General features: G+C 40.2%; 21 protein-coding genes and 3 pseudogenes. 4 read left to right on the top strand and 20 right to left on the bottom strand.

Annotated features, from left to right (window positions below; translation table 11 throughout):
- Positions 1–101: 101 nt before the first annotated feature.
- On the top strand, positions 102–200 hold the full coding sequence (locus U2H13_RS09320; protein ID WP_003154022.1) for a YjcZ family sporulation protein: 99 nt from the start codon (positions 102–104) through the stop codon (positions 198–200).
- A 164-nt stretch (positions 201–364) separates the two neighbouring features.
- Here U2H13_RS09320 and U2H13_RS09315 read toward each other — a convergent pair whose 3' ends face one another.
- From U2H13_RS09315 to U2H13_RS09305, 3 genes are all read right to left on the bottom strand, one after another.
- Positions 365–985 (bottom strand): lytic polysaccharide monooxygenase, encoded by a 621-nt coding sequence (locus U2H13_RS09315; protein WP_003154023.1) that lies wholly within the window; start codon positions 983–985, stop codon positions 365–367.
- A 213-nt stretch (positions 986–1198) separates the two neighbouring features.
- Complete coding sequence (locus U2H13_RS09310; RefSeq protein ID WP_276351239.1) at positions 1199–2272, bottom strand: LLM class flavin-dependent oxidoreductase; 1074 nt, start codon at positions 2270–2272, stop codon at positions 1199–1201.
- Positions 2273–2497: 225 nt separating this feature from the next.
- Complete coding sequence (locus U2H13_RS09305; RefSeq protein WP_017417864.1) at positions 2498–3118, bottom strand: DUF3885 domain-containing protein; 621 nt, start codon at positions 3116–3118, stop codon at positions 2498–2500.
- Positions 3119–3402: 284 nt separating this feature from the next.
- Between U2H13_RS09305 and U2H13_RS09300 the strand changes: the two genes are divergently transcribed.
- Entirely contained in the window at positions 3403–3630 is a 228-nt protein-coding gene (locus U2H13_RS09300; RefSeq protein WP_021493425.1) for a hypothetical protein, read from the top strand.
- A 49-nt stretch (positions 3631–3679) separates the two neighbouring features.
- Here U2H13_RS09300 and U2H13_RS09295 read toward each other — a convergent pair whose 3' ends face one another.
- The 10 genes and pseudogenes from U2H13_RS09295 to U2H13_RS09250 all read right to left on the bottom strand — a co-directional run.
- Complete coding sequence (locus U2H13_RS09295; protein ID WP_276351238.1) at positions 3680–4156, bottom strand: DUF4944 domain-containing protein; 477 nt, start codon at positions 4154–4156, stop codon at positions 3680–3682.
- Positions 4157–4284: 128 nt separating this feature from the next.
- The gene (locus U2H13_RS09290) at positions 4285–4620 is read right to left on the bottom strand and encodes a DUF3902 family protein (RefSeq protein WP_021493426.1); all 336 of its coding nucleotides are present in this window, start codon (positions 4618–4620) and stop codon (positions 4285–4287) included.
- 229 nt (positions 4621–4849) lie between these two features.
- Positions 4850–4999 carry a hypothetical protein gene (locus tag U2H13_RS09285; RefSeq protein ID WP_223204376.1) on the bottom strand — a complete coding sequence of 50 codons (150 nt, stop codon included), beginning with the start codon at positions 4997–4999 and terminating at the stop codon, positions 4850–4852.
- Positions 5000–5301: 302 nt separating this feature from the next.
- A pseudogene (locus U2H13_RS09280) lies at positions 5302–5625 on the bottom strand (SMI1/KNR4 family protein); the annotation flags it as partial.
- A 55-nt stretch (positions 5626–5680) separates the two neighbouring features.
- Complete coding sequence (locus U2H13_RS09275; protein WP_021493429.1) at positions 5681–6139, bottom strand: SMI1/KNR4 family protein; 459 nt, start codon at positions 6137–6139, stop codon at positions 5681–5683.
- Between the two features lie 14 nt (positions 6140–6153).
- Positions 6154–7951 (bottom strand): annotated as a pseudogene (locus U2H13_RS09270) (T7SS effector LXG polymorphic toxin).
- Between the two features lie 328 nt (positions 7952–8279).
- Positions 8280–9035 (bottom strand): N-acetyltransferase, encoded by a 756-nt coding sequence (locus U2H13_RS09265; protein WP_121984442.1) that lies wholly within the window; start codon positions 9033–9035, stop codon positions 8280–8282.
- 121 nt (positions 9036–9156) lie between these two features.
- On the bottom strand, positions 9157–9555 hold the full coding sequence (locus tag U2H13_RS09260; protein ID WP_121984457.1) for a UPF0715 family protein: 399 nt from the start codon (positions 9553–9555) through the stop codon (positions 9157–9159).
- A gap of 375 nt (positions 9556–9930) precedes the next feature.
- Positions 9931–10134 carry a hypothetical protein gene (locus U2H13_RS09255; protein WP_017417852.1) on the bottom strand — a complete coding sequence of 68 codons (204 nt, stop codon included), beginning with the start codon at positions 10132–10134 and terminating at the stop codon, positions 9931–9933.
- A gap of 436 nt (positions 10135–10570) precedes the next feature.
- Positions 10571–10705: pseudogene (locus tag U2H13_RS09250) on the bottom strand (hypothetical protein); the annotation flags it as partial.
- Between the two features lie 653 nt (positions 10706–11358).
- Here U2H13_RS09250 and adhP point away from each other — a divergent pair.
- Positions 11359–12375, top strand: a complete 1017-nt coding sequence (gene adhP, locus U2H13_RS09245) for an alcohol dehydrogenase AdhP (protein ID WP_326233354.1) — start codon at positions 11359–11361, stop codon at positions 12373–12375.
- A gap of 148 nt (positions 12376–12523) precedes the next feature.
- On the opposite strand, the gene U2H13_RS09240 is transcribed toward adhP, so the two are convergent.
- The 3 genes from U2H13_RS09240 to U2H13_RS09230 form a co-directional block, all read right to left on the bottom strand.
- Positions 12524–13024 (bottom strand): DinB family protein, encoded by a 501-nt coding sequence (locus U2H13_RS09240; protein ID WP_109566966.1) that lies wholly within the window; start codon positions 13022–13024, stop codon positions 12524–12526.
- 63 nt (positions 13025–13087) lie between these two features.
- Positions 13088–14002 (bottom strand): YafY family protein, encoded by a 915-nt coding sequence (locus tag U2H13_RS09235; RefSeq protein ID WP_109566965.1) that lies wholly within the window; start codon positions 14000–14002, stop codon positions 13088–13090.
- Between the two features lie 596 nt (positions 14003–14598).
- Positions 14599–14784, bottom strand: coding sequence for a hypothetical protein (locus U2H13_RS09230; RefSeq protein ID WP_003154035.1), 186 nt, complete (start codon positions 14782–14784; stop codon positions 14599–14601).
- 498 nt (positions 14785–15282) lie between these two features.
- Here U2H13_RS09230 and U2H13_RS09225 point away from each other — a divergent pair, with 498 nt between their 5' ends.
- Complete coding sequence (locus tag U2H13_RS09225; RefSeq protein WP_003154037.1) at positions 15283–15381, top strand: YjcZ family sporulation protein; 99 nt, start codon at positions 15283–15285, stop codon at positions 15379–15381.
- 337 nt (positions 15382–15718) lie between these two features.
- On the opposite strand, the gene U2H13_RS09220 is transcribed toward U2H13_RS09225, so the two are convergent.
- From U2H13_RS09220 to xylA, 4 genes are all read right to left on the bottom strand, one after another.
- Positions 15719–15985, bottom strand: a complete 267-nt coding sequence (locus tag U2H13_RS09220) for a hypothetical protein (RefSeq protein WP_109566964.1) — start codon at positions 15983–15985, stop codon at positions 15719–15721.
- Between the two features lie 231 nt (positions 15986–16216).
- Positions 16217–18814, bottom strand: a complete 2598-nt coding sequence (ppsA, locus tag U2H13_RS09215; RefSeq protein WP_376700781.1) for a phosphoenolpyruvate synthase — start codon at positions 18812–18814, stop codon at positions 16217–16219.
- 174 nt (positions 18815–18988) lie between these two features.
- Positions 18989–20488, bottom strand: coding sequence for a xylulokinase (gene xylB / locus U2H13_RS09210; RefSeq protein ID WP_232489686.1), 1500 nt, complete (start codon positions 20486–20488; stop codon positions 18989–18991).
- Between the two features lie 131 nt (positions 20489–20619).
- Positions 20620–21957 (bottom strand): xylose isomerase, encoded by a 1338-nt coding sequence (xylA, locus tag U2H13_RS09205; RefSeq protein ID WP_017417840.1) that lies wholly within the window; start codon positions 21955–21957, stop codon positions 20620–20622.
- Positions 21958–22051: the final 94 nt, after the last annotated feature.

Here is a 22051-nt window from a genome sequence, read left to right as displayed (position 1 = left end):
ATGCAGACTAAAACCCTTTTTTCAAAAAGTAAACTAGCATCCCTATCAAACTTTACATTTCGGCATAATATGTATTAATCCTCTTTAGGAGGTGAGATTATATGGGATTCTCAGGTGGTTATGGTAGCTCCTTTGCGTTAATCGTGGTGCTATTCATTTTATTAATCATCGTTGGGGCTTCTTTCCTCGGCGGTTATTAAGAATCCTCTTACCTCCGCATCCATGTCAGCAGCACCTCCATGATCGTACGGCGCCATAAATGAAATGTTTATGGCGCTCTGCTGTTTTTCCCCTTTTCATTCACACATAAAAACTAAAAAGATCGGCCGATGTATCAACATGCAGCCGATCAGTAATTCATAGATTATTGTGTAAGGTTTACATCGATGACGTTATAGAAGGCATTGGAAGTATCCGCAACGTCCCATACCCCTAAAATGACATGATACCCGCTTCGATCAGTCGGCACAAAAATCTTATGAGTCAGATTCGTATCTGCCTTGGAACCGTCGTGGTTTACCGTTCCGATTAATTCGAATTCATCTCTTGACAAAGGTTTATTCGGATTCCAGTTTTTCTTGGTGATATAATAGTGCCACTTTGATGTCGCATGAGGGGCCGTGTAGTACCAAGTAAAGGTGTTAAAACCGCCGCGGATGTTTTGTTTTACCCAATAATCTGCAGTCTGCTTGTCTAAACCGAAGTCAATTTGTCCCGATCCCCCATTTGCAGACGCAATTCTTCCATCCGGCGGACCTGCAGCCGGAAACCCTTTCGGCCCTTCTACAGACTGAGGATTATCAATGACGGAGCCATATTTCTGCGCAGCGGCCGTCCAGCCCAATGTTTGTTTCTCTAATGCCCCCATGTACGCTCTGCTGACGGGCTCTTTTATATACCCGTGCGCAGATGCATCACTTGAATAGAAAGCGCCTCCAATACCAAGAGTAACAGTTAAAACTGCAGCTTTGACTAAACCCTTCATTACTGCATCATCCTCCCTCTTTTGTTAATAAAAACCTTTCGGTATATACACTTCACGATGGAGGATGAAATGACCTTCCTTTTCTTGATAGGAAAAAGCAATGAGGTTCGCGCTTTTCCCTTTGTTTTTTATAATCATAAAGAAAAAGCCGGGCCGATTCTGTTGTCGAATCCGCGATTGCCAAAAACCGGCCCGCCCCTTTTGCTCAGAACTTCATTCGCTGGATTTGCCGGTTTCTTTTCGGATAACCGGTGCTACTTCCGCTGCTAATCGTTCGATGTTTTCCGCGGCTTTTTTAAACGGCATACCTCCTATATCGATTTGCGCGAGAAATCGCTGATGTCCGAATAACTCGTATTGATGCATGATTTTTTCAATGATCTGCTGTGAGCTTCCCACAAATAAAGCAGTTTCTTTTCCGGACGCCCGTTCAAAATCTTCCTTCGTTAAAGGCTCATCGATCCCGTGATATGAATGAACATGAGACCAGTAATTTGAATGATACGGGTAAAATTCTTGTATTGCCTGTTCATTCGTTTTTGAAATGAACATATGTCCGGTTACGGCAACCTTCACATTTTCCGGAGGATGACCGGCTTTAGAAGCCGCTTCCCGGTATTTGTCAACAAGCGGCTTAGATGACACCGGATCACCGCTCAGTACAGCTAATGCCAAACCCGAACCTGCACGCCCGGCCCGTTCTGCGCTTTCCGGAGTCCCCGAAACACCTAACCATAGCGGAATGCTTCCGCGAAAAGGCCGAGGAGAAATTTCTGCCTCTCGCAGCGGCGGCCGGTAACGTCCTTTCCAGGTAACCGATTCTTCCCCGGAATTTAATTTTAAAAAAAGGTCAATGTGTTCTTCAAACAGTTCTTTATAATGGCCTACGTCATAACCGAAAAGAGGAAACGAGTCTAAAAATGCGCCCCGTCCCGCAATGATTTCCGCCCGGCCGTCTGAAATCAGATCAAGCGTTGCAAAATCCTCAAATAAACGGACGGGATCTGCAGTGGATAATACAGTCGTGGCACTGGTCAGCTTAATATTTTCAGTGATCTGTGAAATCGCTGATAAGATGGCCGGCGGCGAAGATACCGCATAATCAAGACGATGATGCTCGCCTACACCGAATACATCAAGCCCTGCGTCGTCAGCCAGTTTCGCCAGCTTCATCAATTCATCTATCCGCTGCTTTGCGCTGACTGTTTTCCCTGTCAGAGGATCAGGATATAATTCTGCAAATGAATAAATTCCAATTTCCATACAATCACGGTGTTCAGCCCTCACATTTCTCTCCTCCTGCACTGTGTAAAATAGCTTTTATGTTATTCTATTCAGCCGTTTTACAAATAGGAATTCGTTCAAAATAAATACAGTAGCTTAACATGCAGAAGGTCGGTATGAGAGGAAAAAAAGTTTCTGGCGCCCTTCAATTCTGCCCATTACACTCATGCAGCCCGACTAAGCAAGAACAAAGCCGGCACAAGCGGATTCGAATTCATGTGTTCATTTTCAGTCCAATTCAATCCAATCGTGATATTGATCATAAAGCTTTCGTATTCTTCCGGCATCAAGAGCAATGACTTCACACCCTCTGTCATCATACAGAAAGAAAATAATATCTTTTGTCATATTCACAAAGAAAACATCAGGATACCCAACAGAACAGCCCCCGAACCTTGGCTTCAGCGGAAAATCTTCGTGGACGGCTGCCTTAAGTAATTGGGGGATACGCAGATCTTTCCGTTTACATAATAAAGAAAACTGCTGCATTTCATATTCTTCTTCGACCGGGCATTGACAGGTCTTCACTTGAATCCGATATAAATCATCCTTACACTTCAGAAACGGCTGATAAACCTTTAATTTTCTCGCGTGATTACCTTGAGATTTGTGCTTATACACGTTGGCAACAAGGAACATGTCATCGCTATGTTCAAACAGCTCATTGAAAAGTGCGGCGGTTTGATGATGAACAAGCTGAAAATACTCAAGATTCAAAGCACCGCTTTCATTAAATTGATACATATTGCCGCCGAGAGAAAAATGAATTCCAACGTCCCATTGATGATAAATGCCGGGCACTAATTTTAAAGTCGGAAACCTTTCCTTCAGATAATCATTTATTTTCATACAAACATCTCACTTTCCGTTTCCGCTCCAGAAGCAGAAGGAGCCGAGAACATTCCGCTTTTTTCTTTTTCACCCTTGTAATATTATTCCGATTGGAATACAATGAAATAGAACACTGTGAACCCCATTGATCAGGGTGGATGCTGGTCACATTCATCCTGATCCTTTCTTTTACACAAGATCGCCCCAACTTTGAACCCCTCCGTTTCCAACCTTATTCATTGATATTACATATATTTCAATGGTATTATTTTCTTATACATAAGCATCAAGAGGTGTCCGCTTTGAACAACATCAGAAGATTAAGAGAATATTTCCGGTCTCACCGTAAAATAAGTCTGGCTGCAGACTTGCTTACGGCTGTATTGCTTATCTCATTATCCATTCTTTTTAACGGACGCCGGCAGGGAGCTTTTAATGGTTTCTTTATGTATGTCTTAGTAAGTAATTTTATCGGCTCCAATGCCTCTTTTATCGACTTCAGCAAATCGAGGAAAAACAAACAAAAATAAAGGCTCTGGTCAAAAAGAGGGTTATACCGCCCTCTTTTTATTCTTTCAGTCATACCAATGCGTTCTTTTCAGGTTGTAATTTTTCTGAATAGGACTCATGATCGGTTTTCCATACTGCTTCAACAGTGATTTCATGACCGATCACTTCATTTTCCGGCATATATTCAAACGTCTGAATATGGTCTTCTCCCGTTCCGCCGCCTTCTAATTTCTCTCCGGTGTATTCTGAAAGATGATAGTCTTTATCTTCACCATATTTCCGGCCGTCAACAAATAATGTTAATCTCTTAATCACCGTGTTCTTTTCATTCACTTTATTACCTCTGTAATACAAATTCAAGAAATAGTTAGGGCCGATAGAGGTCTTGCCTGATTTTTCGATTGACGCTTCCCACGTCTTGCTTTGGCTATAGCCGATATATTTAACTTTTTCTCCTGAAATTAAAGAAAACAGTGCACATCCGGCTGCTATTATGAGAACAGTGATAATAACCAGCAATGTTTTAATGACTTTACGTTTTTTCATGACATCCCGCCTTTATCATTTAGAACGTATGAATATTAGAATTGTTACATTTAATTTGAAAGAATAATAAAAAGGGATTCTAATCCCAGGAATAAAAAAATACTAAGAAGATCATATTCCCCTTAGCCTCACATCCCAGATTGCCATGCAATAATGATAAAAGTCGTCCAAAAAGTTGTGACTAAAATAAGCATAACGGTTACAATCATTAAAAAGAGACAACTTATTGTTAGAATTGAGTCTTTGTTTTTGTTAAGAATCAGAGTAACCACTGATCCTGCAGCAAATAGATACGACAAAACCGCACCGACCCAATACCACAACATAGAGTCATTGCTCCAGTAAGCCATTGACTGCATATAAATACTGAATATAAATCCTGACAATGCTAATAGAAACGAAACTAAATTTGATTTCAAGTTAGAGTTCCTTTCTTCATAAGTTTTATTTTTAGGCACGGTCATACATCTGATAACACCTTTATGCGATATGCTTCGCCGCTTTGTCTGCATATTTTAATTCTTATTTCGTTTTTAAATATGTTTACTAAAACAGAAATGATATAAAGTTCACCTGAAACGCCGATTTAAAATTAAATAGATGTTTTATAAGCGTGAATTGCTTGATTTCTCAATTGTAAGAGTTATTTAGACCTTCCATAGCATTCACCCTCTCTCAAATTTTACAACGTTACTATAAATGATTTTCATTTTTTCCAAGTCCTTCAACTTGAATCTCATTTGAAGGAAGTTCGTTCATTGTAACTTCAATGTCTATCACTACCCTGTTTTGCCCAAGTATAGCATCATATTTGTATATGTTTGCTTCACCTTTGTATAACAAATTCCTTCCGCCTTTGGCTTTAATGACGGTTGAATTTGAGCCCATAAAGGGGCCTTTAAGATGTAACGGAAGAATCTGAAGACTGAAGCTTCAGCAGCTTCTGTATCAAAGTGACAGCTAGTGCAAGTATTACACACCTAAGCATTTTTCAATTCTGTAACTACCTGGTATTATTTCTCACGTTATTTATCGGTAATTCTATTGATAAATTCAACTCAAATACAAAAAGAACCTGTCTCTAACAAGGTTCTTTTCGTTTTGGTAACTGTATATTGTTTTTAACGACATATAAATGGAACTTAAGTATTGATTGCTTCTTGGAGACTGTTATGATCGTTAGCTAAACCATAGAAGTTCTCTAATAATTGTGTATCATCTTCCTTGCCCATCCAAGGATCTTTCTCTAATGGTTTGTAGCAAACGTCATACTCAACTTCATCTGTTGTTTTTTTACTATCTAAATAACAGCCTCCATATCCCTTCAAAAAATCCTTATAGTCGGAAGGTAATTGATTTCCTATGTTCATTTCAAGCTCTTTGAGTTGTTCATTTGTATTAATGCTAGGATCTGTGCTAGCATCAATCGTAAACTCTTTCAACTTTTGTTCGATCTTTGTGAAGCTCATTTTAATACTCCTTGATATGCTATGGAAAAACAAGTTATAGACCTTCTTTTTAGTTTTAATCGTCCCAGTCCTCATCATCGATCCAGTCGTCTTTCGCTTCTTCAAGTTCTTCTATTAAAAACTCAAGGAATGTACTACCAACTTGTTTACCATATCCCTCTTGGTTATCCCAAAGAATGACTGGGCATTCTCCATCTATCATCTTGTTAGTGTCAAGACAATAAGAAAATTCATCTACATATTCGATCACTACAAGACCATCGGAAAGGTTATAATATTTTTTATATTCATTGGTCTGCTCGACAACTTCAGCGCCGTGAGAGTCATATCCGAGAATCATTGTTCCATATGCTCCCCCTGAACCATACTCAGTTAAAAACCATTTATAGCTGTCTGGAAGAGTTACATTGAGATCCTCTTCTATTTCTCTAATCTGATCTTCAGTGACTCCCCCCGTGAGAATTGAATTTTCTTTATTTTCATCAAAGAAAGTTTTTATTTTCGAATAATCCATTAAACTTTCACCTCTTATTCTTGATTCTCAAATTGCTGAGCTCTCCATCTCCAATACCTTCTTCTGAAACTTTTATATTGTTTATCAAGCACAGGAGCATTTCTAAAACTCTGTCCATTCCCTTTTAATCCATGCAAAACATCACTGTACTTATTATGCCAGCTTTCAGGTATCTCCAGCATAGTACCAGGCTCTTCTTGAATTAAGTGATGTAAATTTATTTGCGTGCCATCTTTAGCAAAAGGAGCATTACCATTTTTCATCAGTTGAAGATTCGTAAAGCCTTTACGATTTTTTTGATTAAGCTCAATATCTTTCATTGTGTATACTCTACGGCTTACATCTCTAGGCTCTCCTTTAACTTTTACCTTGCCGTCTATTTCATAGGCCTCATACTTCTCTTTATTTAACCAAGGGACATTTACTTTCTGACCAGTAAATGGCTTTCTGCTTTCATCCAATTTCTTTGCATTGGACAAAAGTCCATTTTTAAGGTTTTGGCTGTTAACCACATTGTATGGTACGTTATCAGCCAGAGCAAGATCATACTTAGAGTTATAAGGAAGCAAATCTGAAATCTTAATGTCCTTAATTTTCTGACCTGCCTGTCCTGCCTTGTTTATGACCTTCCCCGCCGCATCAGCTTTGTTAACGGCTCCTGCGCCTTTTGTTCCGACGACAGCCACAGCCACTGAACCGACCGCATATGTCACCCATCTTGATCTGGAGTAAGCATCTCCGTTCACCATATCCTTTTGATACGACTCTTCAATTGCCGCTTTAACAGCATCATATGTTTTAACAGGATGAAGTACTGCATTCCCCAGTGCTGACAGCGTTTCCCCCGGATCGGTTATGAAGTCCCATAGACCGGTTACCGTGTCTTTCCCGACATCATAAAGGCCGACACCGGCTCCTTTTAATATATCCCAAGTCACTTCTCCGGCTTCTTTCAGCTGTTGTGCTTGTTCAAGCTGAATGACATATTGCTGTTGAGAAGGGTCAAGGTTCTCGTACCCGATCTTCTTCGCCATTTCCAAATATTCATCCGGATCGGTCACACCGTCGGCGAGCTTTTTCTTGAGATCCTTGATTTCCCGCTCTTTCGCTTCTTCCTTCTTAATCGTCAGATAAGCGTCTGAGTGTCTTGTAATCTCGCCTTTTTTCTTATGTATGTCACTTTCCCTGTAAGCTTTAGCGTTATAGTGAAGTGGTGTTGCATTTTTCCCTTGGCCTGTTGCGTTTTGGAGCTGTTGAAAATCTGCCTGAATGAAATGTTCATTTGCCTCGGTTTCTGCATATTCCTTCGTTAGATCATGATCGAGCTTTCCGAGCTTGTGTATGGTATTGTCCCGTTTCTTGTCTGCTGAATCCAGCTTTTGATCGACATCCTCTGTAGAGAAAACATCAAGATGAACAATATCACTTATCTCATTAAGAATATCCCATTTCATTCCGCTGCTCTTGCATGATAGCTTGTGATGTATTCTTCGCATGAATCAACTCATGTTCTAAAAATGACTCTTCCACAAACGAATCGGCTAATCCGGCATCAGCTACTTTTCCTGAAATACTGTTAAGAAAAGCAATCTTCATATCGATCAGATCAAGCCAGCTGTCCGTGACGCTGGCGTGGTCCTGGAAAAAGGCTTTGATATTGTCGGCGCCTTTGCCTGAAAACTCACTGTCGTCTAAGTCAGCCATTTCCTGAAACGCTTTTCTGAGATTGATAAATTGTTCTCTAACCTGATCATATTCTTTTGCCCGCTTTTCCGCTGCTGAAATGAACGAAGATGCTTCAAATACTTTCATTTACGTCTCCTTTCTGCTTCTTTCTGTCTAAATTTTACCATAGGATATAATACCTGAAGAACTTCTTTTTTGTTGCGTTGAACTTTCTCCGTTCATAAAAATAACCATCAAACTGATGTTTTCTCCCGCAAGTCAAATCGGGGAAAATGCATCGGCTGATGGTTATAAAGAGTATGGATCCCAGTCTTAAATGCAGGGAAGTGAGATAACGAGTACACCTAGATGCCTTCATATGTGACAACCCAATATTATTTATGCCATAAACAGCTAACAGCGCAGTAAAGGTCATTACAGAATTCATTTCCCTCGAAGTTATTCTTAAGATAGTTTAAATTAAGCTATTGAGTATTTTTTCAAACTTATTCACGCTCATCATCTCATGAGTGAGAAATGTCCCATTATAAAACACGCTGAAAGTCGTCCAAACTGCCGGGGATTTTTGCGCCATATCTTTTGACGTTATTCGCCGGGCCTGAAAATGAAGTCCTTTCTTTTCAGTCAGTTCCTTTACATCCTTTAACAATCCGACTGCAAATGGGCATTGAGATGTATAAAATATTGTGATTCCCTCATCATTAACGGAATTACTTTTCACCTGTTTTTTAAATACAGGAGGATGTGCATGTTCATTCCACGTCAGTGACACCAACTGAAAATAGGGTTCTGCTTCATCTTGCACAGCAAATCCCATATGCTCGAAGAAATGCTTATCACTTAAATAAGGGAGTTTTTTCTTCCCCACTATATGAACTATCCCATCCATACCGCGGGATTTTGCATCTGACACACATCTTTCTAACAAGTGTTTCGCATGCCCGTTATTCTTATATTTACCTGAGACCCAAAGACAATTAATAAACATAAAATTAGGTGCGCTTACCGGAACCCATGCTTCTTCTGCAGGTAAATATTCAATAAAAACTTTTGCCCGCTCGTTTAGGCGATAGAACACCAAACCATCACTCATTCGATCTTTGAGCCAGCTCTTCTTTTCATTTACCGCATCCTCATATTGTTTCGTACCTAATGCACAGCAAATATGATTGTCATCAATATTGTCCCTAGTCAACTCAATGTATTCCATTTTTTCCTCACCCGCTTTCTGGGTTCAACACATGAATTTCAATTTGAACAATGCAGACTGGACATGGCGCTAGTCGGTCTTTTTTAGAACATCAGCTTTACTTCTGGTGAGTATTGTAATTTTAATTTCTCAGAAATATAGAGTCCCAGAACCAATATATGAACGCAGCAACAATGCTCATTATGTAATAAATGAAAGTTCTAAAAACTGAGAAATCAATTGGCGGATTATCTATGTACCAGAACAAGAACACAGCTAAAAAAGCGACTGCTGTATAAATGAAAAGATGAACCAAACTAAACTTTTTAGGCTTCTTTCTTAGCCATAGTTGCACAGGAACAGCAAACAAAAGGTAAGTAATGAATGCGTAAAAAGCAATGATAACCACAGTAACCAATGCAAATGGCACAAAACCCGAGTATACAAACATATATAGCCCGAAGATCAAACCATACGACAAACTTGAAAAAGCCAATGTGTAGGTACAGCTTTGACTTTTGCTCCAAGACGCTGCTTCCATATAGTTCACCTGCTTTTTATCAAAATACATTTCTCATTTTTTCCTACTGTTTAAAATCAATATATATCCATCACTTTAAAAAGATCTATGTTTTTTGGCAAATCATCAATTCACTATCTTAATATCCAGAAATTTTATTGCCATTAAAAAAGGTCAAGGAAATACCTTGACTGTATCGCTCACCAATCTGCATCCGGTTCATCGTGTTCGAATCCGTAAAAGCCTTTAATCCACACATCTCCGCAGCCGGCTCCTTCACCTTATCAGCCGCGCTCAAGTTCAAATGATTACCCGTGAAATTCTTTTCACTAAGGGTAAAATCACCTCCTGCCAGTGTAATTCTCTGCAGTTTAAGCTCAAATATCGGCAGAAAGATTATGACCACAAATTCAAAGCAAGAAACGACAGCCCCCATGCAGATAGACCAAACATTACAAAGAACCTAAGCAAAGCTTCGAATTTTGTAAGTCTTCGCTCCCTTTTCGTTTTACCCAATTTCCAATAAACGGCGTAGCAGGAAAACACCAAAATGAGTTGTCCAAGTCGCGACACAGATTCTAAGAATTCTATACCATTCATTGATTTTCACCTCGTTTATTTAAACAGAAAGTCTTTCTTACAGCGTTTATCCAAAGCACTGATTTCTTCGGTTATAAAAACCGCTTGAGGAATTTGTTTGTAAAATGGTTTGCCTGCCGCTTGATAAAAACAGCCCATCCTTACTCCCCATGTATCAATCAATATAAATTTTATTATCTCAGATGGAAAGACGATTTCCAACAGTTATGTAAAAATAAGTAACTGTAATATGCTAATTGTATAAGAAAAGTTGTCTGTTCCAGCAGAACCACGAGTGTTGCATTTCTCCATTAAAGCGCTAAAGGAAAATTATAAAAGAGCCGATTTTAGGCTCATTCGCGAAGCTTTATCATTTTATTTTTATGATTGTATCCTCCTGTCAGTCCTGCTGGGATAAATTTGCGGGAAGATTAGTTTTAATCCGCCGCCCTGCTCACCTTCGAACCTTCTTGCAGCTTCCCCACAAATAAATATCCAGATGAACAGCTTTCACCTCTTCCCTTTGTGAATCCCTGTGTGAAATCTGACTCTTCCCAAAACTTATCTGGCCTTTGCATCGTGGAGCGCCAATTCTCATGCATCAATTTAATTAATCCAGGATATTCGTATTTTGCTTTTCCGTTAGCTGAATAGCGCTTTATAAGAAGCGGGGAATTCTTGATTTACGCGCTGCACTTCCAATGTAAATTCACGTTCCTCTTCTGTCACTCGTCTGAGTCTGTCAGATTTTTTTGTGTATCTATGTCGGCACCTGGAGGAACGAACCGATTCGGTGCAATTCGTACACCATTTGTGATAACAGCATTGTATGAAATAAATGATCCTTTTCCTATAATTGCATTGTATACGATTGCCTTAAAACCGATGAACGTGTGATTTCCAAGAGGGCCATGAATGAGAGCATCATGTCCGACACTTACATTGTTTCCGATATAAGCTGATAAAGGGCGCAAACTTAGTGAGCCGGTGATTGTCAAATTTATCTCCCGTCAGCTTTTTATCGCTCAAAAAAGGCCTCCTTTGAAACGTATCTATTTATGTATACTATGTAAATTCTGTGCATTTGGAGATAACAAATGATCTATAGAATTCTCCCTGCATACTGCCTCAACTTTTGTAGAGACACTTGTCCGCAAAAATGTAAGGGTTTTCAAAAGAAGAGCAGTGTGCTAAATTGTAAGATAAGTGAAAATTTTCTGCTAATATTTGAAAGGGGTGTATGATTTGAAAGCAGTAGTAGCAACAAAAGACAAAAGTATAGCGATCGTACAAAAAGAATTACGTCCTTTGCGACATGGTGAAGCCAAAGTTAAGATGGAATACTGCGGTGTATGTCATACTGACTTACATGTTAAAAATGCTGATTTCGGGGATGTTACAGGCGTCACTTTAGGTCATGAGGGAATCGGCATTGTAACTGAGATTGGTGAAGGTGTAACAAGCCTGAAAAAGGGCGACCGCGTCTCTATTGCCTGGATGTTTGAAAGCTGCGGCTGCTGTGAATATTGCCTAACTGGCCGTGAAACCTTGTGCCGCGATGTAAAAAATGCCGGCTATACAGTTGACGGCGCAATGGCTGAAGAAGCAATCGTAGCGGTTGATTATGCAATAAAGGTGCCGGAAAACTTAGACCCTGCAGCAGCAAGCAGCATTACTTGTGCAGGTGTAACAACTTATAAAGCCGTTAAAGTCAGTGAAATTAAGCCAGGTCAATGGATCGGTGTATTTGGAGTCGGCGGTTTAGGCAACTTGGCTGTTCAATATGCAAAAAATGTCTTTAACGCTAAAGTGATTGCTTTCGACATTAGCGATGAAAAATTGAATTTTGCTAAGAGCTTAGGCGCTGATGCGGTTGTAAACAGTTTAAACGCAGACCCCGTCGCTAAGGCAAAAGAAGTGACTAACGATTCAGGGCTTGATGCTGTGGTCATCACGGCTGTCTCTAAAACCCCTTTCAATCAAGCGATTGATGTTGTAAAAGCAGGAGCCCGTGTAGTCGCTGTCGGTTTACCGGTGGACAAAATGGATTTAGATATTCCCCGTCTCGTGTTAGATGGGATTCAGGTAGTAGGTTCATTAGTAGGTACCAGAGAAGATTTGAAGGAAGCTTTTCAATTTGCCGCAGACGGTAAAGTTGTACCTAAAGTGACAAAGCGCCCGATTGAAGATGTGAATGATATTTTTGAAGAAATGGAGCAAGGTAAAGTGACCGGCCGCATGGTTATCGATTTTACTTCCTAATCTTAAGGCTGCCGGGAATGATACGGCAGCCTTTGATCTCGATTCTTGCTCAGCGCCCCACCCAGACTGAATGAGACTTTGTCATTTAGTTCAGAAAGAAATTTTACAGACTATTCGGCGGTTATTCATTTTGCAAGTATTCTCTGAACTAATCCTGATACCAATATAATACAAAGTCATTCATTGCCGAAGCGTAGCCCTGCTGTCTTAACATAGTTGTTATGCTGCCCCGATGATAAGTTCCGTGATTGGCAACATGGAATAAAATTTCTGAGTAAGCAGTTTCTCTGTAACCTAACCAAGGATTATTTAAGTTCATTTTTTGTTCTAAATCTGTTTGGCTATTCATCCATTCTTCAAACTGTGAAGCCAGTTCTTCATAAGACGCCGCAAATTCATCTGCAGAATATAAATGAGCCTTTTCTGCATAAGCCATAGAACCTTCCAATGCTTCCTGCATGTCTATTCCTTTAAGTACTTGCAGCCACATAACATCCACCGCGCAAATGTGACTGAACGTTTGAGCAATTGTAGGATATGAACTATGAACCTCTTCATAAAGGACATTACTTGGTAATTCCTTTATTCTTTCTAATAACGCTTTATTCGCCCAAACATGGTACTGATACATGTTTTTCACATGGTTCATTTCACATCTCTCCTTTAAAGTTGATACTTGTGATTATAAAAAAAGATATATGACAGCAGATTGTCATACATCTTTATAAATTTTCATTATTTTTTCAGCTTCATCTATTAAAATTGATTGCAGTTCCACCGGTTTTATAATTTTAGCGCCACTGCCAAAGCTCAAAAGAATTGATTTAAGCCATCCGGCATGCTGAGGCCGATACACAGAGATTGTAAACGTCATACTTCCATCGCTGTTCATGACTTTTGAAGCGTTCTGAAATTGATCTAATACTTTAGCTATGGAATTAGGATTAACCCAAATGACTACATCCGCAAACCCTCCCAGGTCGGATTCTGAATAAGATGGTTCATCTTTCACTTTGTGACTGCGCAAAAACTCTTCTTGAGTAAGCGTTATATTCATCATACGTGATACTCTAAATTCTCTATCATCTTGACGTTCTCTGCAGAAGCCATATACATACCAATTACGAAACTTATAATGAAGGTGGATAGGTTCTACTTCACGTGATGTAAATTCATTTTTATTACTGACATAATCAAAGCGTACTGCCTTTTTTTCCTGTATAGCTTTTCGCAGCCGGATTAATGAATTCGGTTCTGTTGTAAGGCTTTCCAAGTTAACATACAAAGTCCTGCTGCTTTCGCTTGTTTCCAGAGATTTTAATCTATCTATCGTGTGTTCAACTTCCTTATCTTCAAAAACACTCGACAAACTGCTTAATACTGTAATTAAATTCAATACATCATGAGAACCGATTAAACTTTTATCAAATTTGTATCCTCTCATTATCCCAAAACCGCCGTTAGCCCCTTGGTATGAAACGACTGGTATTCCAGCTGCACAAATCGCTTCGATGTCTCTATAAATTGTCCGCGTTGATACTTGAAATTCATCAGCTAAACTGGAGGCAGATAAAATTTCATTATGTAAGAGCTTGAATATGATTGATAACAAACGTTCTAATTTCAATTCTCAATTCCTTCCTTATTAGGGTTGGAAGTGCTCTTTTGGCTTTGACACATTTATGCCGCTCACCTCCTGTCACTTCAAGAAACCATGCAGAAAGCTTAATTTTTCCACCTAACCGCATAATACGCGAATACCATATGCTTTATACTTTGCAACCCCGATAAACCCTTCTATCGCTTCATCTGATATTCAATAAAACGCCTGTTAAACCTTTGCTTATGTATACAGCTTCATCTTCACTGAGTAATTTGAGGCCCAATTAATCTACATAATAGTTCACTGAATCTCTCAACAATTTTAGAAGAGATGTTCGTTCAATCGACATCCTTGTGATATATATGGTAAAATTTATAAAAACAAACAAAGGAGTGTTGTTACATATGAGTCTTATCATTTTAGCATCCATGCTTTTATGGGGTGCAGTGATCCACGAGCTAAACAAACCTTCAAAAAAACAAAGTAAACGAAAAATGATCCCTTTAGTATCCCTCAGTTCTTTATCTACTTTAATCATCACAATTTCGCTTTTTTCTAATTTAATTGGTTGATATTTGTTATGAGGAAACCCGCCAGAGGTTCCTCATAACACTAAAAACCTACTCACTGCACTTTTTACAGCAGACCTTATCAGAGTGTTTGCTTAACACTTTGTCCATTCTCCCCACAGGCATCTTCTTCTCACTCGGAAGTGTAAGATAAGCTGTTATCTCATCCCCAGATTTTAATGTTTTTCCGCAGATAGAGCATTTTAACTCAGTATTAAAGAAATTTTTTAATCCCATCCAGAAGCCTCCTTACTTACCTTTATAAAGTAATACGTTAATGCTTTATAAAAGTTTCAGGTTAAAGAAATACTCCTTGCCTGGGAATATACTTCGTTTCAGTTGATCCGCAGCCGCCCCGGTCATCGTTGCCTATAACTTTATCTGCACCACAAACCCGCAAGCAGCCTCCTTGTATCGTACCTTCCGTCCTTTTGTGATTTGTTTTGATTTGTCGTATACTGCGCTTGCCCGGGAAATGATGAATATTTTCGTTAACTATAATTTCCCTGTATCTCTTCGTATGTGGCTCTGCATGATGAAGTAACTTCATAGCTCACCACTTTCATACACAGTTTTATTGCATGTTTAGCCATATCCCTCCTCTATTATTTATTGTCTTAGAAGCTCTTCATTTTAGACATAACATCCATTTTTTCTTATTTAGACTTAAATCTATGTCGAAATTTATCGTCCGGCATATTATGTACTATCCTAACAACAGGAGGTGGCAATAATATGGGGAACTACGGTGGAAATTACGGTGGAAGCTCTTTCGTATTGATCGTTGTGCTGTTCATTTTGTTAATCATTGTAGGTGCTGCATTCCTTTTCTAGCACATTGACGATTTATATTCGTCTCCCAATCATTGCATCCCTTAGTTCGGACAGACGCCATAAGAAGTTTTATGGCGTTTTTACTTTTGAAAAACAAATCCATTTAAAATAAACATTTTATTTTTACTCTGAAGTTTTTTCATAAGCAGGAGAGTTTCTTCCCCTGCCTACGGCTGCTAATCCTTTTCAGATCTTTTATGAAATACTCGGACTAATATTGCTGCTATGAAGATTAAGGCGAACAATCCAAAAGCCATTGATCCATTCTTTAAAATGATCCCAAAGATCAACAATGCGCAACCAGACAAAATAAATAGTATCTTACTTAAAATATTAATCATTTACATTTCTCCCAATCAAAGCTTGCATTGACACCAATAATACCTGCAGTATTTATACAAGCATAGCAAGCAGTTCCACATAAAATAGTTAAACCAGTGATTGCCCATTGGCTAATATTCTTATCGCATAAACAATCTAATACACATCCAGTCCAACCCTTAGCACTCATCATGTTTGATGATGAGCCCGTTTTATCTTCTGCAGACTTTTCTGTCTCAAAGACACCAGACTTGTCTTCATCTTTAACACAAGACTTGTTCATGAAAATAACCCCTTTGTAAAAAAATAATTGTCATCCGGCACCAATACTACATATCAAACAGACCATCTCATAAATCACCTTCTCTCTTTAATAAAACGCTACCATTCATATAAATAATTGTTAAGCAAAATGGCTTTCACATAAAAAAAGCCGGATTCCTCCTTTAAGAGGTTCCGGCTTTTCTTAGTAAAATGCAGGAAATATCTGGTGACGTGCTGCACACCCCCGCTATTATAATATTTCAATAGAGCCTTCTGTTCCATGAACGCGGATTCGCTGCCCATCTTTTATCAATTGGGTTGCATTTTCAACTCCAACAACTGCAGGTAAGCCGTATTCACGCGCGATAACCGCTCCATGGGTCATCAGTCCGCCAACTTCAGTGACCAGGCCTTTTATGGATACAAACAATGGCGTCCAGCTGGGATCAGTATAGGAGGTAACTAATATATCTCCATCTTCCAAATCGGCATCTTCCATGTTTAAAATAACCCGTGCCCGCCCTTCTATGACTCCCGAGGAAACGGGCAGCCCTGCAATCGCACCGGCCGGGAGATTTTCTCGTTTGTACTCGCCTGTAACGATTTCACCGTCAGATGTGATAACACGCGGCGGAGATAGTTTTTCATATACTTTGTACTCGCCTTTTCGTGTGCTGATGATTTGGTAATCCAATTTATGTGTGCGTACGACTTCCTGAAGTTCTTCAAAAGTGAGATAGTATATGTCTTCTTTTTCATGAATAACGCCCGCTTCTGCGAGTTGTTCGGCTTCTTTCAGTAAAGCCTGCTTATAAACGAAGTAGCGGCTGATCATGCCGTATTTTGGATATTCTCTGAACCCGCTGAAGTTCCGGATGATGCGGATCATTCGTTTGGTTTCTTTGGCTTTTTGTTCACCATCCGGTAATTGCTTCAATCGGTCTAATAACTCTTGTTCTTTCTTCAACGCCTCCTGCCGCCCTTGCTCAAATTTCCGCTGGCTGGCATTTGGCTCAAAGTTTTTGAGATTATTAAGAATCATAGGGACAAGTGCAGTTGGTTTTTCGCTCCATCGAGTTCTTGTCATATCAATTTCTCCGGCACATCGCATTCCGTACTTGCTGAGATAAGCATAGATAGCGTCACGGGTTTCCCGCCCGCCTTCAAACGTCACCAGCCCATCCAAAAAGTGATCATCTTTTACATTCTCTAAATAGGCAATTACTTCTGGATAAGGGCGGATCACATCGGCGACGTCCAATAGCGCAAGCCCCATTTCTGAGGTAATATTATGGGGTACAGATTGAGAAAGCGTATCTGCTGCGTTTTTTTCACCTAACCACTCGTTCATTTTTTCGTTAATCCATGATGAAGCATCCATTGCAGTTCGAATCAACACCGAACTTTTCGGGTTAAATAGAATCTTCTTTAATTCCTGGATATCTTCCAAAATAAAACGAAATAAATCAGATCCTGATTTCGTCTGGATGTTTTGTTTTAACTCTTCTATCGATGCCTGACTGCTCTTAATCAAATCAGAAACAATTGCCGGATCGTTTTCAGCTTGTTCCGGCATATCTGCATTGCCTTTGCCGGGAATCGGTGCCGTTTTATCAGGTACCGGCTTAATGAAATCATCTCGCTCTATTATGGTCATAAGTGCGTCTTTTAAGAGCGGATCGTGCTGCCCCATGCCTTTTAAGAAAACTTCTCTGACATTAGGAGATGCCAGTTGATGTGTGACATCAACGAATAGCCTTCCGCCGGCTTTACGCATGGGTGCAGCAGTCGTCAACAGAAAAAAAGACAATCCAAGGGGTTTTATGGGATCCGTCATCATTTGCTGATGACCAACAGAGATATAGACGTGATTTTCTTGATCGTTCGCTTCAGGAACGGGGTATAACGTTGTGATCGGACGACTTTGGACAATATAAAAAGTATCGCGGTCCAAACACCATTCGATATCTTGCGACTGGCCGAAATGAGCTTCGATCTGTCTCCCGATACGTGCCAGCTGTAAAATTTGTTCATCAGTCAGTGTTTGAATCTTTTGCTGATCAAGAGCGATCTCCTGTGTTTCTGTTCCGCCTTCTTTTCGTCCATAGATAGCCAATTTTTTAGTTTCTATTCTCTTATCGACGATTTGCCCGTCCTGTACTTTATAACAATCGGCAGAGACTAAGCCGGAGACAAGTGTTTCACCAAGTCCAAAACCGGCATCGATGGACAGCAGCTTTCGGTTTCCGGTTATCGGATCAGCGGTAAATAAAATTCCCGAAGCCTGAGGGAACACCATCCTTTGGATGATAACGGATAAATAAACTTGGCTGTGATCAAATCCATTTTGCATACGGTAAATGACCGCGCGATCCGTAAATAGGGACGCCCAACATTTACTGATATGCTGCAAGATCGCATCGACGCCGGTAATATTTAAATAGGTGTCTTGTTGACCGGCAAAAGAGGCATGCGGTAAATCCTCAGCTGTCGCACTGGAACGTACGGCATAGGCATGTTCTTCGCCGAACCGGGAGAGATGGCAAGCAACTGCTTTGACTACATCTGAAGGAATTTCTGTTTCCATAATGGTTTGCCGGATTTTTTTGCTGACTTCACCAATTTGATCCCGATTCTCCACTTTCAGCATGGTCAGTTGATCCAACAGCGCTTGTAATGTTTCATTTTGTTCAATGGCTTTTTGATATCCTGCGGTTGTGACACAAAATCCTTCCGGTACTTGTATTCCTTGAATTTTTGATAATTCCCCTAAATGTAACCCTTTTCCTCCAACGAGCAAAGGCTGTGTTTTTTCAATTTCGTGAATGCCGAGAACCAAAGAACTCATTCTATATCTCCCCTTCAAAAAAATTTGACAAGAGCTTTTCAGCATGATATAATCATAATATAAGATGGATATCTATGACTTTTCACACAGAAAGCGCACGTGTTTTGATTATATCACCGTGTCTGTTTTTGTGCAATATAAAAAGAACCTGGCCAATTTGGCGAGGTTCTTTCTTCATTTTTGTCTAAAGCTCTTTAAAGCTGTATTGAGATCTTTTGTGTGAACGTAAATGTTCTTATACAACTCGAATAGTGTTTTATATTTTCGAACATTTTGTTCTTTTGGATAAAATGCAGCTGCTTCATGAATGAACTGCTCTGCACATTCTTCAAGAGAGTCATACCACCCGCTTCCGAAGGCAGCTAACATCGCAGCCCCCATGGCGGGACCTTGTTCATTCTCTAACTTAACCACCCTCGTATTGAAAATATCAGCTTGCATTTGAAGCCACGTTTCATTTTTAGCTCCCCCGCCAATAGAGACAACCGTATCAACTGATTTTCCCGCTTCGCGGAATAGCTCAATTGATTCATATAAAGAGAATGTGATGCCTTCCATTATCGCCCTCAAAAAGTGCTCTCTTTTATGGGCTCCGTCCATTCCGATCAAGCTTCCCCGAATAGATGAATCAGCATGCGGCGTTCTTTCACCGACTAAGTAAGGAGTGTACAGCAGTCCATTTGCTCCTATCGGAACAGATTCCACTCCCCGCAATAATTGTTCAAACGATTCGTTTGGCGCAAACGTTTTTTTAAACCAGTCCAAGCTGTACCCTGCAGCGAGCGTGACCCCCATCGTATAAAAAGAATCCTTCTTTCCATGATTAAAAAAGTGCACTTTCCCTTTAAAATCTCTTTCTTTGTCTTCCTCACAGGAAAGTATGACTCCTGACGTCCCAATGCTGCATAACGTTTTTCCGGAAGAAAGAATACCGGCTCCGACAGCACCGCAAGCATTATCTGCTCCCCCGGCGTACACTTTTGTTTTTTCCAACAGCCCTGTCTTCGCCGCAACGCTCGGAAGCAGCGATCCTACACAGTCATGGGATTCAACAAGCGGAGGACAAATTTCCGCTGAAATACCAAATTGATTGCAAATCTCATCGCTCCACTCTTTGCGGGTCATATGTAAAAGTAACGTTCCCGCCGCATCGGAGTATTCGGTGTGAATGGCGCCAGTCATGCGGAATCTCACATAGTCTTTCGGAAGCAAAAAAACAGCGGTTTTGTTAAAAAGTTCAGGCTCATGTTCCTTCACCCATAACATTTTAGGTAATGTAAACCCTTCAAGAACACGGTTTTTTGTGATATCAAGCAGATGATCGCCAAATGTCTCGGTTATCCTGCTACATTGAGGCGTCGTTCTGGTATCATTCCAAAGAATCGCATGACGCAGCACCCGCCGATCTTGGTCAAGCAGTACTAACCCATGCATTTGTCCTGAATAGCTAATCCCGTCAATATCCCCGGCTTGAACGTTGGATATCGAAATCAATTCAGCCAATGCTTCAATTGTATGCTGCACCCAGTCTTCAGGATTTTGCTCACTATATCCCGCCTTCTCTTGGATGAGCGGGTAACTTTTGGACGTTTCTGCACAAACCTTGCCGTTTTGATTGACTAAAATGGTTTTAACGGCACTCGTTCCAAGATCTATTCCAATGACATACTTCATTTTTTCACTCCTTCCTCTCTAAATAGATCCCCATTGAAATGACCCGCCATAACAGTAACTTCATGACGGGCAATTCCGGGAACTTGGCTGCCTGCATCTTTTTACAGCGGGATCTGGAGCTTCTTTTTTCATTATACCTGTAAAATGTATTGGTTTAATATCGCTTTTAACCGCTCCTGTCTCCCTGATTCGTTTTTAATTGGCTGATTGTTCAGCGCATATTGCTCAAGTGTCTTAAAATCAGCTCTTCCTTCTGCAATTTCAAGACCAATCCCTTCAGTAAAACTGCGGTAACGGTGTTGAATCACATCTTCAAACACACGATCTTCGATTAATTTGTGGGCGGCTTTCAACCCTCTTGCAAATGTATCCATCCCTGCAACATGGGCATATAGTAAATCATCAGGCTCAAAAGAAGATCTTCTGACCTTTGCGTCAAAGTTTAATCCGCCGCTTCCAAGACCGCCATTTTGCAGGATTTCGTACATTGCTAATGTCGCAGAATATAAATCTGTCGGAAATTCATCTGTGTCCCAGCCTAAAAGGGGATCACCCTGATTCGCGTCAACAGAGCCAAGCAGACCATGCACTCTCGCCATGCGTAATTCATGTTCGAATGTATGCCCGGCTAATGTGGCATGGTTGGCTTCGAGATTTAATTTAAAATGATTGTCTAAGCCATATTGCTTTAAAAAGGCAATGGTTGTTGCTGCGTCCGTATCATATTGATGGGTGGTCGGCTCTTTTGGTTTTGGTTCAATCAAAAACTGCCCTGTATACCCGATTTCCTTCGCATAATCCACTGCCATATGCATAAATCTGGCCATATTATCAAGCTCAAATTTTAAATCGGTATTTAACAAAGTTTCGTACCCTTCACGTCCGCCCCAAAATACATAGTTCTCGGCGCCAAGCTCTTTTGCTGTTTCTAATCCTTTTTTTACTTGGGCTGCGGCATACGCAAATACATCTGCGTTACAAGAAGTCGCCGCACCATGGACGAAACGGGGATTCGTAAACATGTTTGCAGTATTCCATAATAACTTAACGCCGCTGGTTCTCATGTAGTCTTTTATCATGTCCACGATTATATCCAGATTTTGATTTGTCTCTTTTAACGTACTTCCTTCAGGTGCGATATCCCGGTCATGAAAAGCAAAAAATGGCGCATCCAGTTTTTCAAACAGCTCAAACGCTGCATCTACCCTCGCTCTCGCCAGATCCATGCCTTTATAGTGATCCCACGGTCTCTGCATCGTAGCTGCGCCAAAAATGTCTGTGCCGTCAGCGGTAAATGTATGCCAATAGGCAATAGAAAATCGCAAATGCTCTTTCATCGTTTTTCCGCCAATTACTTCTTGAGAATTATAGTATTTAAATGCTAAAGGATTCGTGGATTCTTTCCCTTCGTAAATCACTTTGTTTACGCTTTCAAAATAGTTGACTGAACCGGAATGAGAGTGAGCCATGTGTGATTTCCCCCTTAAAAATAAATTCTAAACATGATCATTCAAATACAAATGCTTTTATGACATGTATATATTAGTTTGTTGCCTAAACAAA

It is taken from the genome of Bacillus sp. A1 (assembly GCF_042296235.1).
GTDB lineage: Bacteria > Bacillota > Bacilli > Bacillales > Bacillaceae > Bacillus > Bacillus velezensis.
This window is presented reverse-complemented; position numbering and strand designations above follow the sequence as displayed.

Coding starts and splice junctions, on each gene's coding strand:
- U2H13_RS09320 (WP_003154022.1), top strand. CDS start 102: ATGGGATTCTCAGGTGGTTATGGTAGCTCCTTTGCGTTAATCGTGGTG.
- U2H13_RS09315 (WP_003154023.1), bottom strand. CDS start 985: ATGAAGGGTTTAGTCAAAGCTGCAGTTTTAACTGTTACTCTTGGTATT.
- U2H13_RS09305 (WP_017417864.1), bottom strand. CDS start 3,118: ATGAAAATAAATGATTATCTGAAGGAAAGGTTTCCGACTTTAAAATTA.
- U2H13_RS09295 (WP_276351238.1), bottom strand. CDS start 4,156: ATGAAAAAACGTAAAGTCATTAAAACATTGCTGGTTATTATCACTGTT.
- U2H13_RS09290 (WP_021493426.1), bottom strand. CDS start 4,620: ATGACCGTGCCTAAAAATAAAACTTATGAAGAAAGGAACTCTAACTTG.
- U2H13_RS09275 (WP_021493429.1), bottom strand. CDS start 6,139: ATGGATTATTCGAAAATAAAAACTTTCTTTGATGAAAATAAAGAAAAT.
- U2H13_RS09265 (WP_121984442.1), bottom strand. CDS start 9,035: ATGGAATACATTGAGTTGACTAGGGACAATATTGATGACAATCATATT.
- U2H13_RS09260 (WP_121984457.1), bottom strand. CDS start 9,555: ATGGAAGCAGCGTCTTGGAGCAAAAGTCAAAGCTGTACCTACACATTG.
- U2H13_RS09255 (WP_017417852.1), bottom strand. CDS start 10,134: ATGAATGGTATAGAATTCTTAGAATCTGTGTCGCGACTTGGACAACTC.
- U2H13_RS09240 (WP_109566966.1), bottom strand. CDS start 13,024: ATGAACCATGTGAAAAACATGTATCAGTACCATGTTTGGGCGAATAAA.
- U2H13_RS09230 (WP_003154035.1), bottom strand. CDS start 14,784: ATGGGATTAAAAAATTTCTTTAATACTGAGTTAAAATGCTCTATCTGC.
- U2H13_RS09225 (WP_003154037.1), top strand. CDS start 15,283: ATGGGGAACTACGGTGGAAATTACGGTGGAAGCTCTTTCGTATTGATC.
- U2H13_RS09220 (WP_109566964.1), bottom strand. CDS start 15,985: ATGAACAAGTCTTGTGTTAAAGATGAAGACAAGTCTGGTGTCTTTGAG.
- ppsA (WP_376700781.1), bottom strand. CDS start 18,814: ATGAGTTCTTTGGTTCTCGGCATTCACGAAATTGAAAAAACACAGCCT.
- xylB (WP_232489686.1), bottom strand. CDS start 20,488: ATGAAGTATGTCATTGGAATAGATCTTGGAACGAGTGCCGTTAAAACC.
- xylA (WP_017417840.1), bottom strand. CDS start 21,957: ATGGCTCACTCTCATTCCGGTTCAGTCAACTATTTTGAAAGCGTAAAC.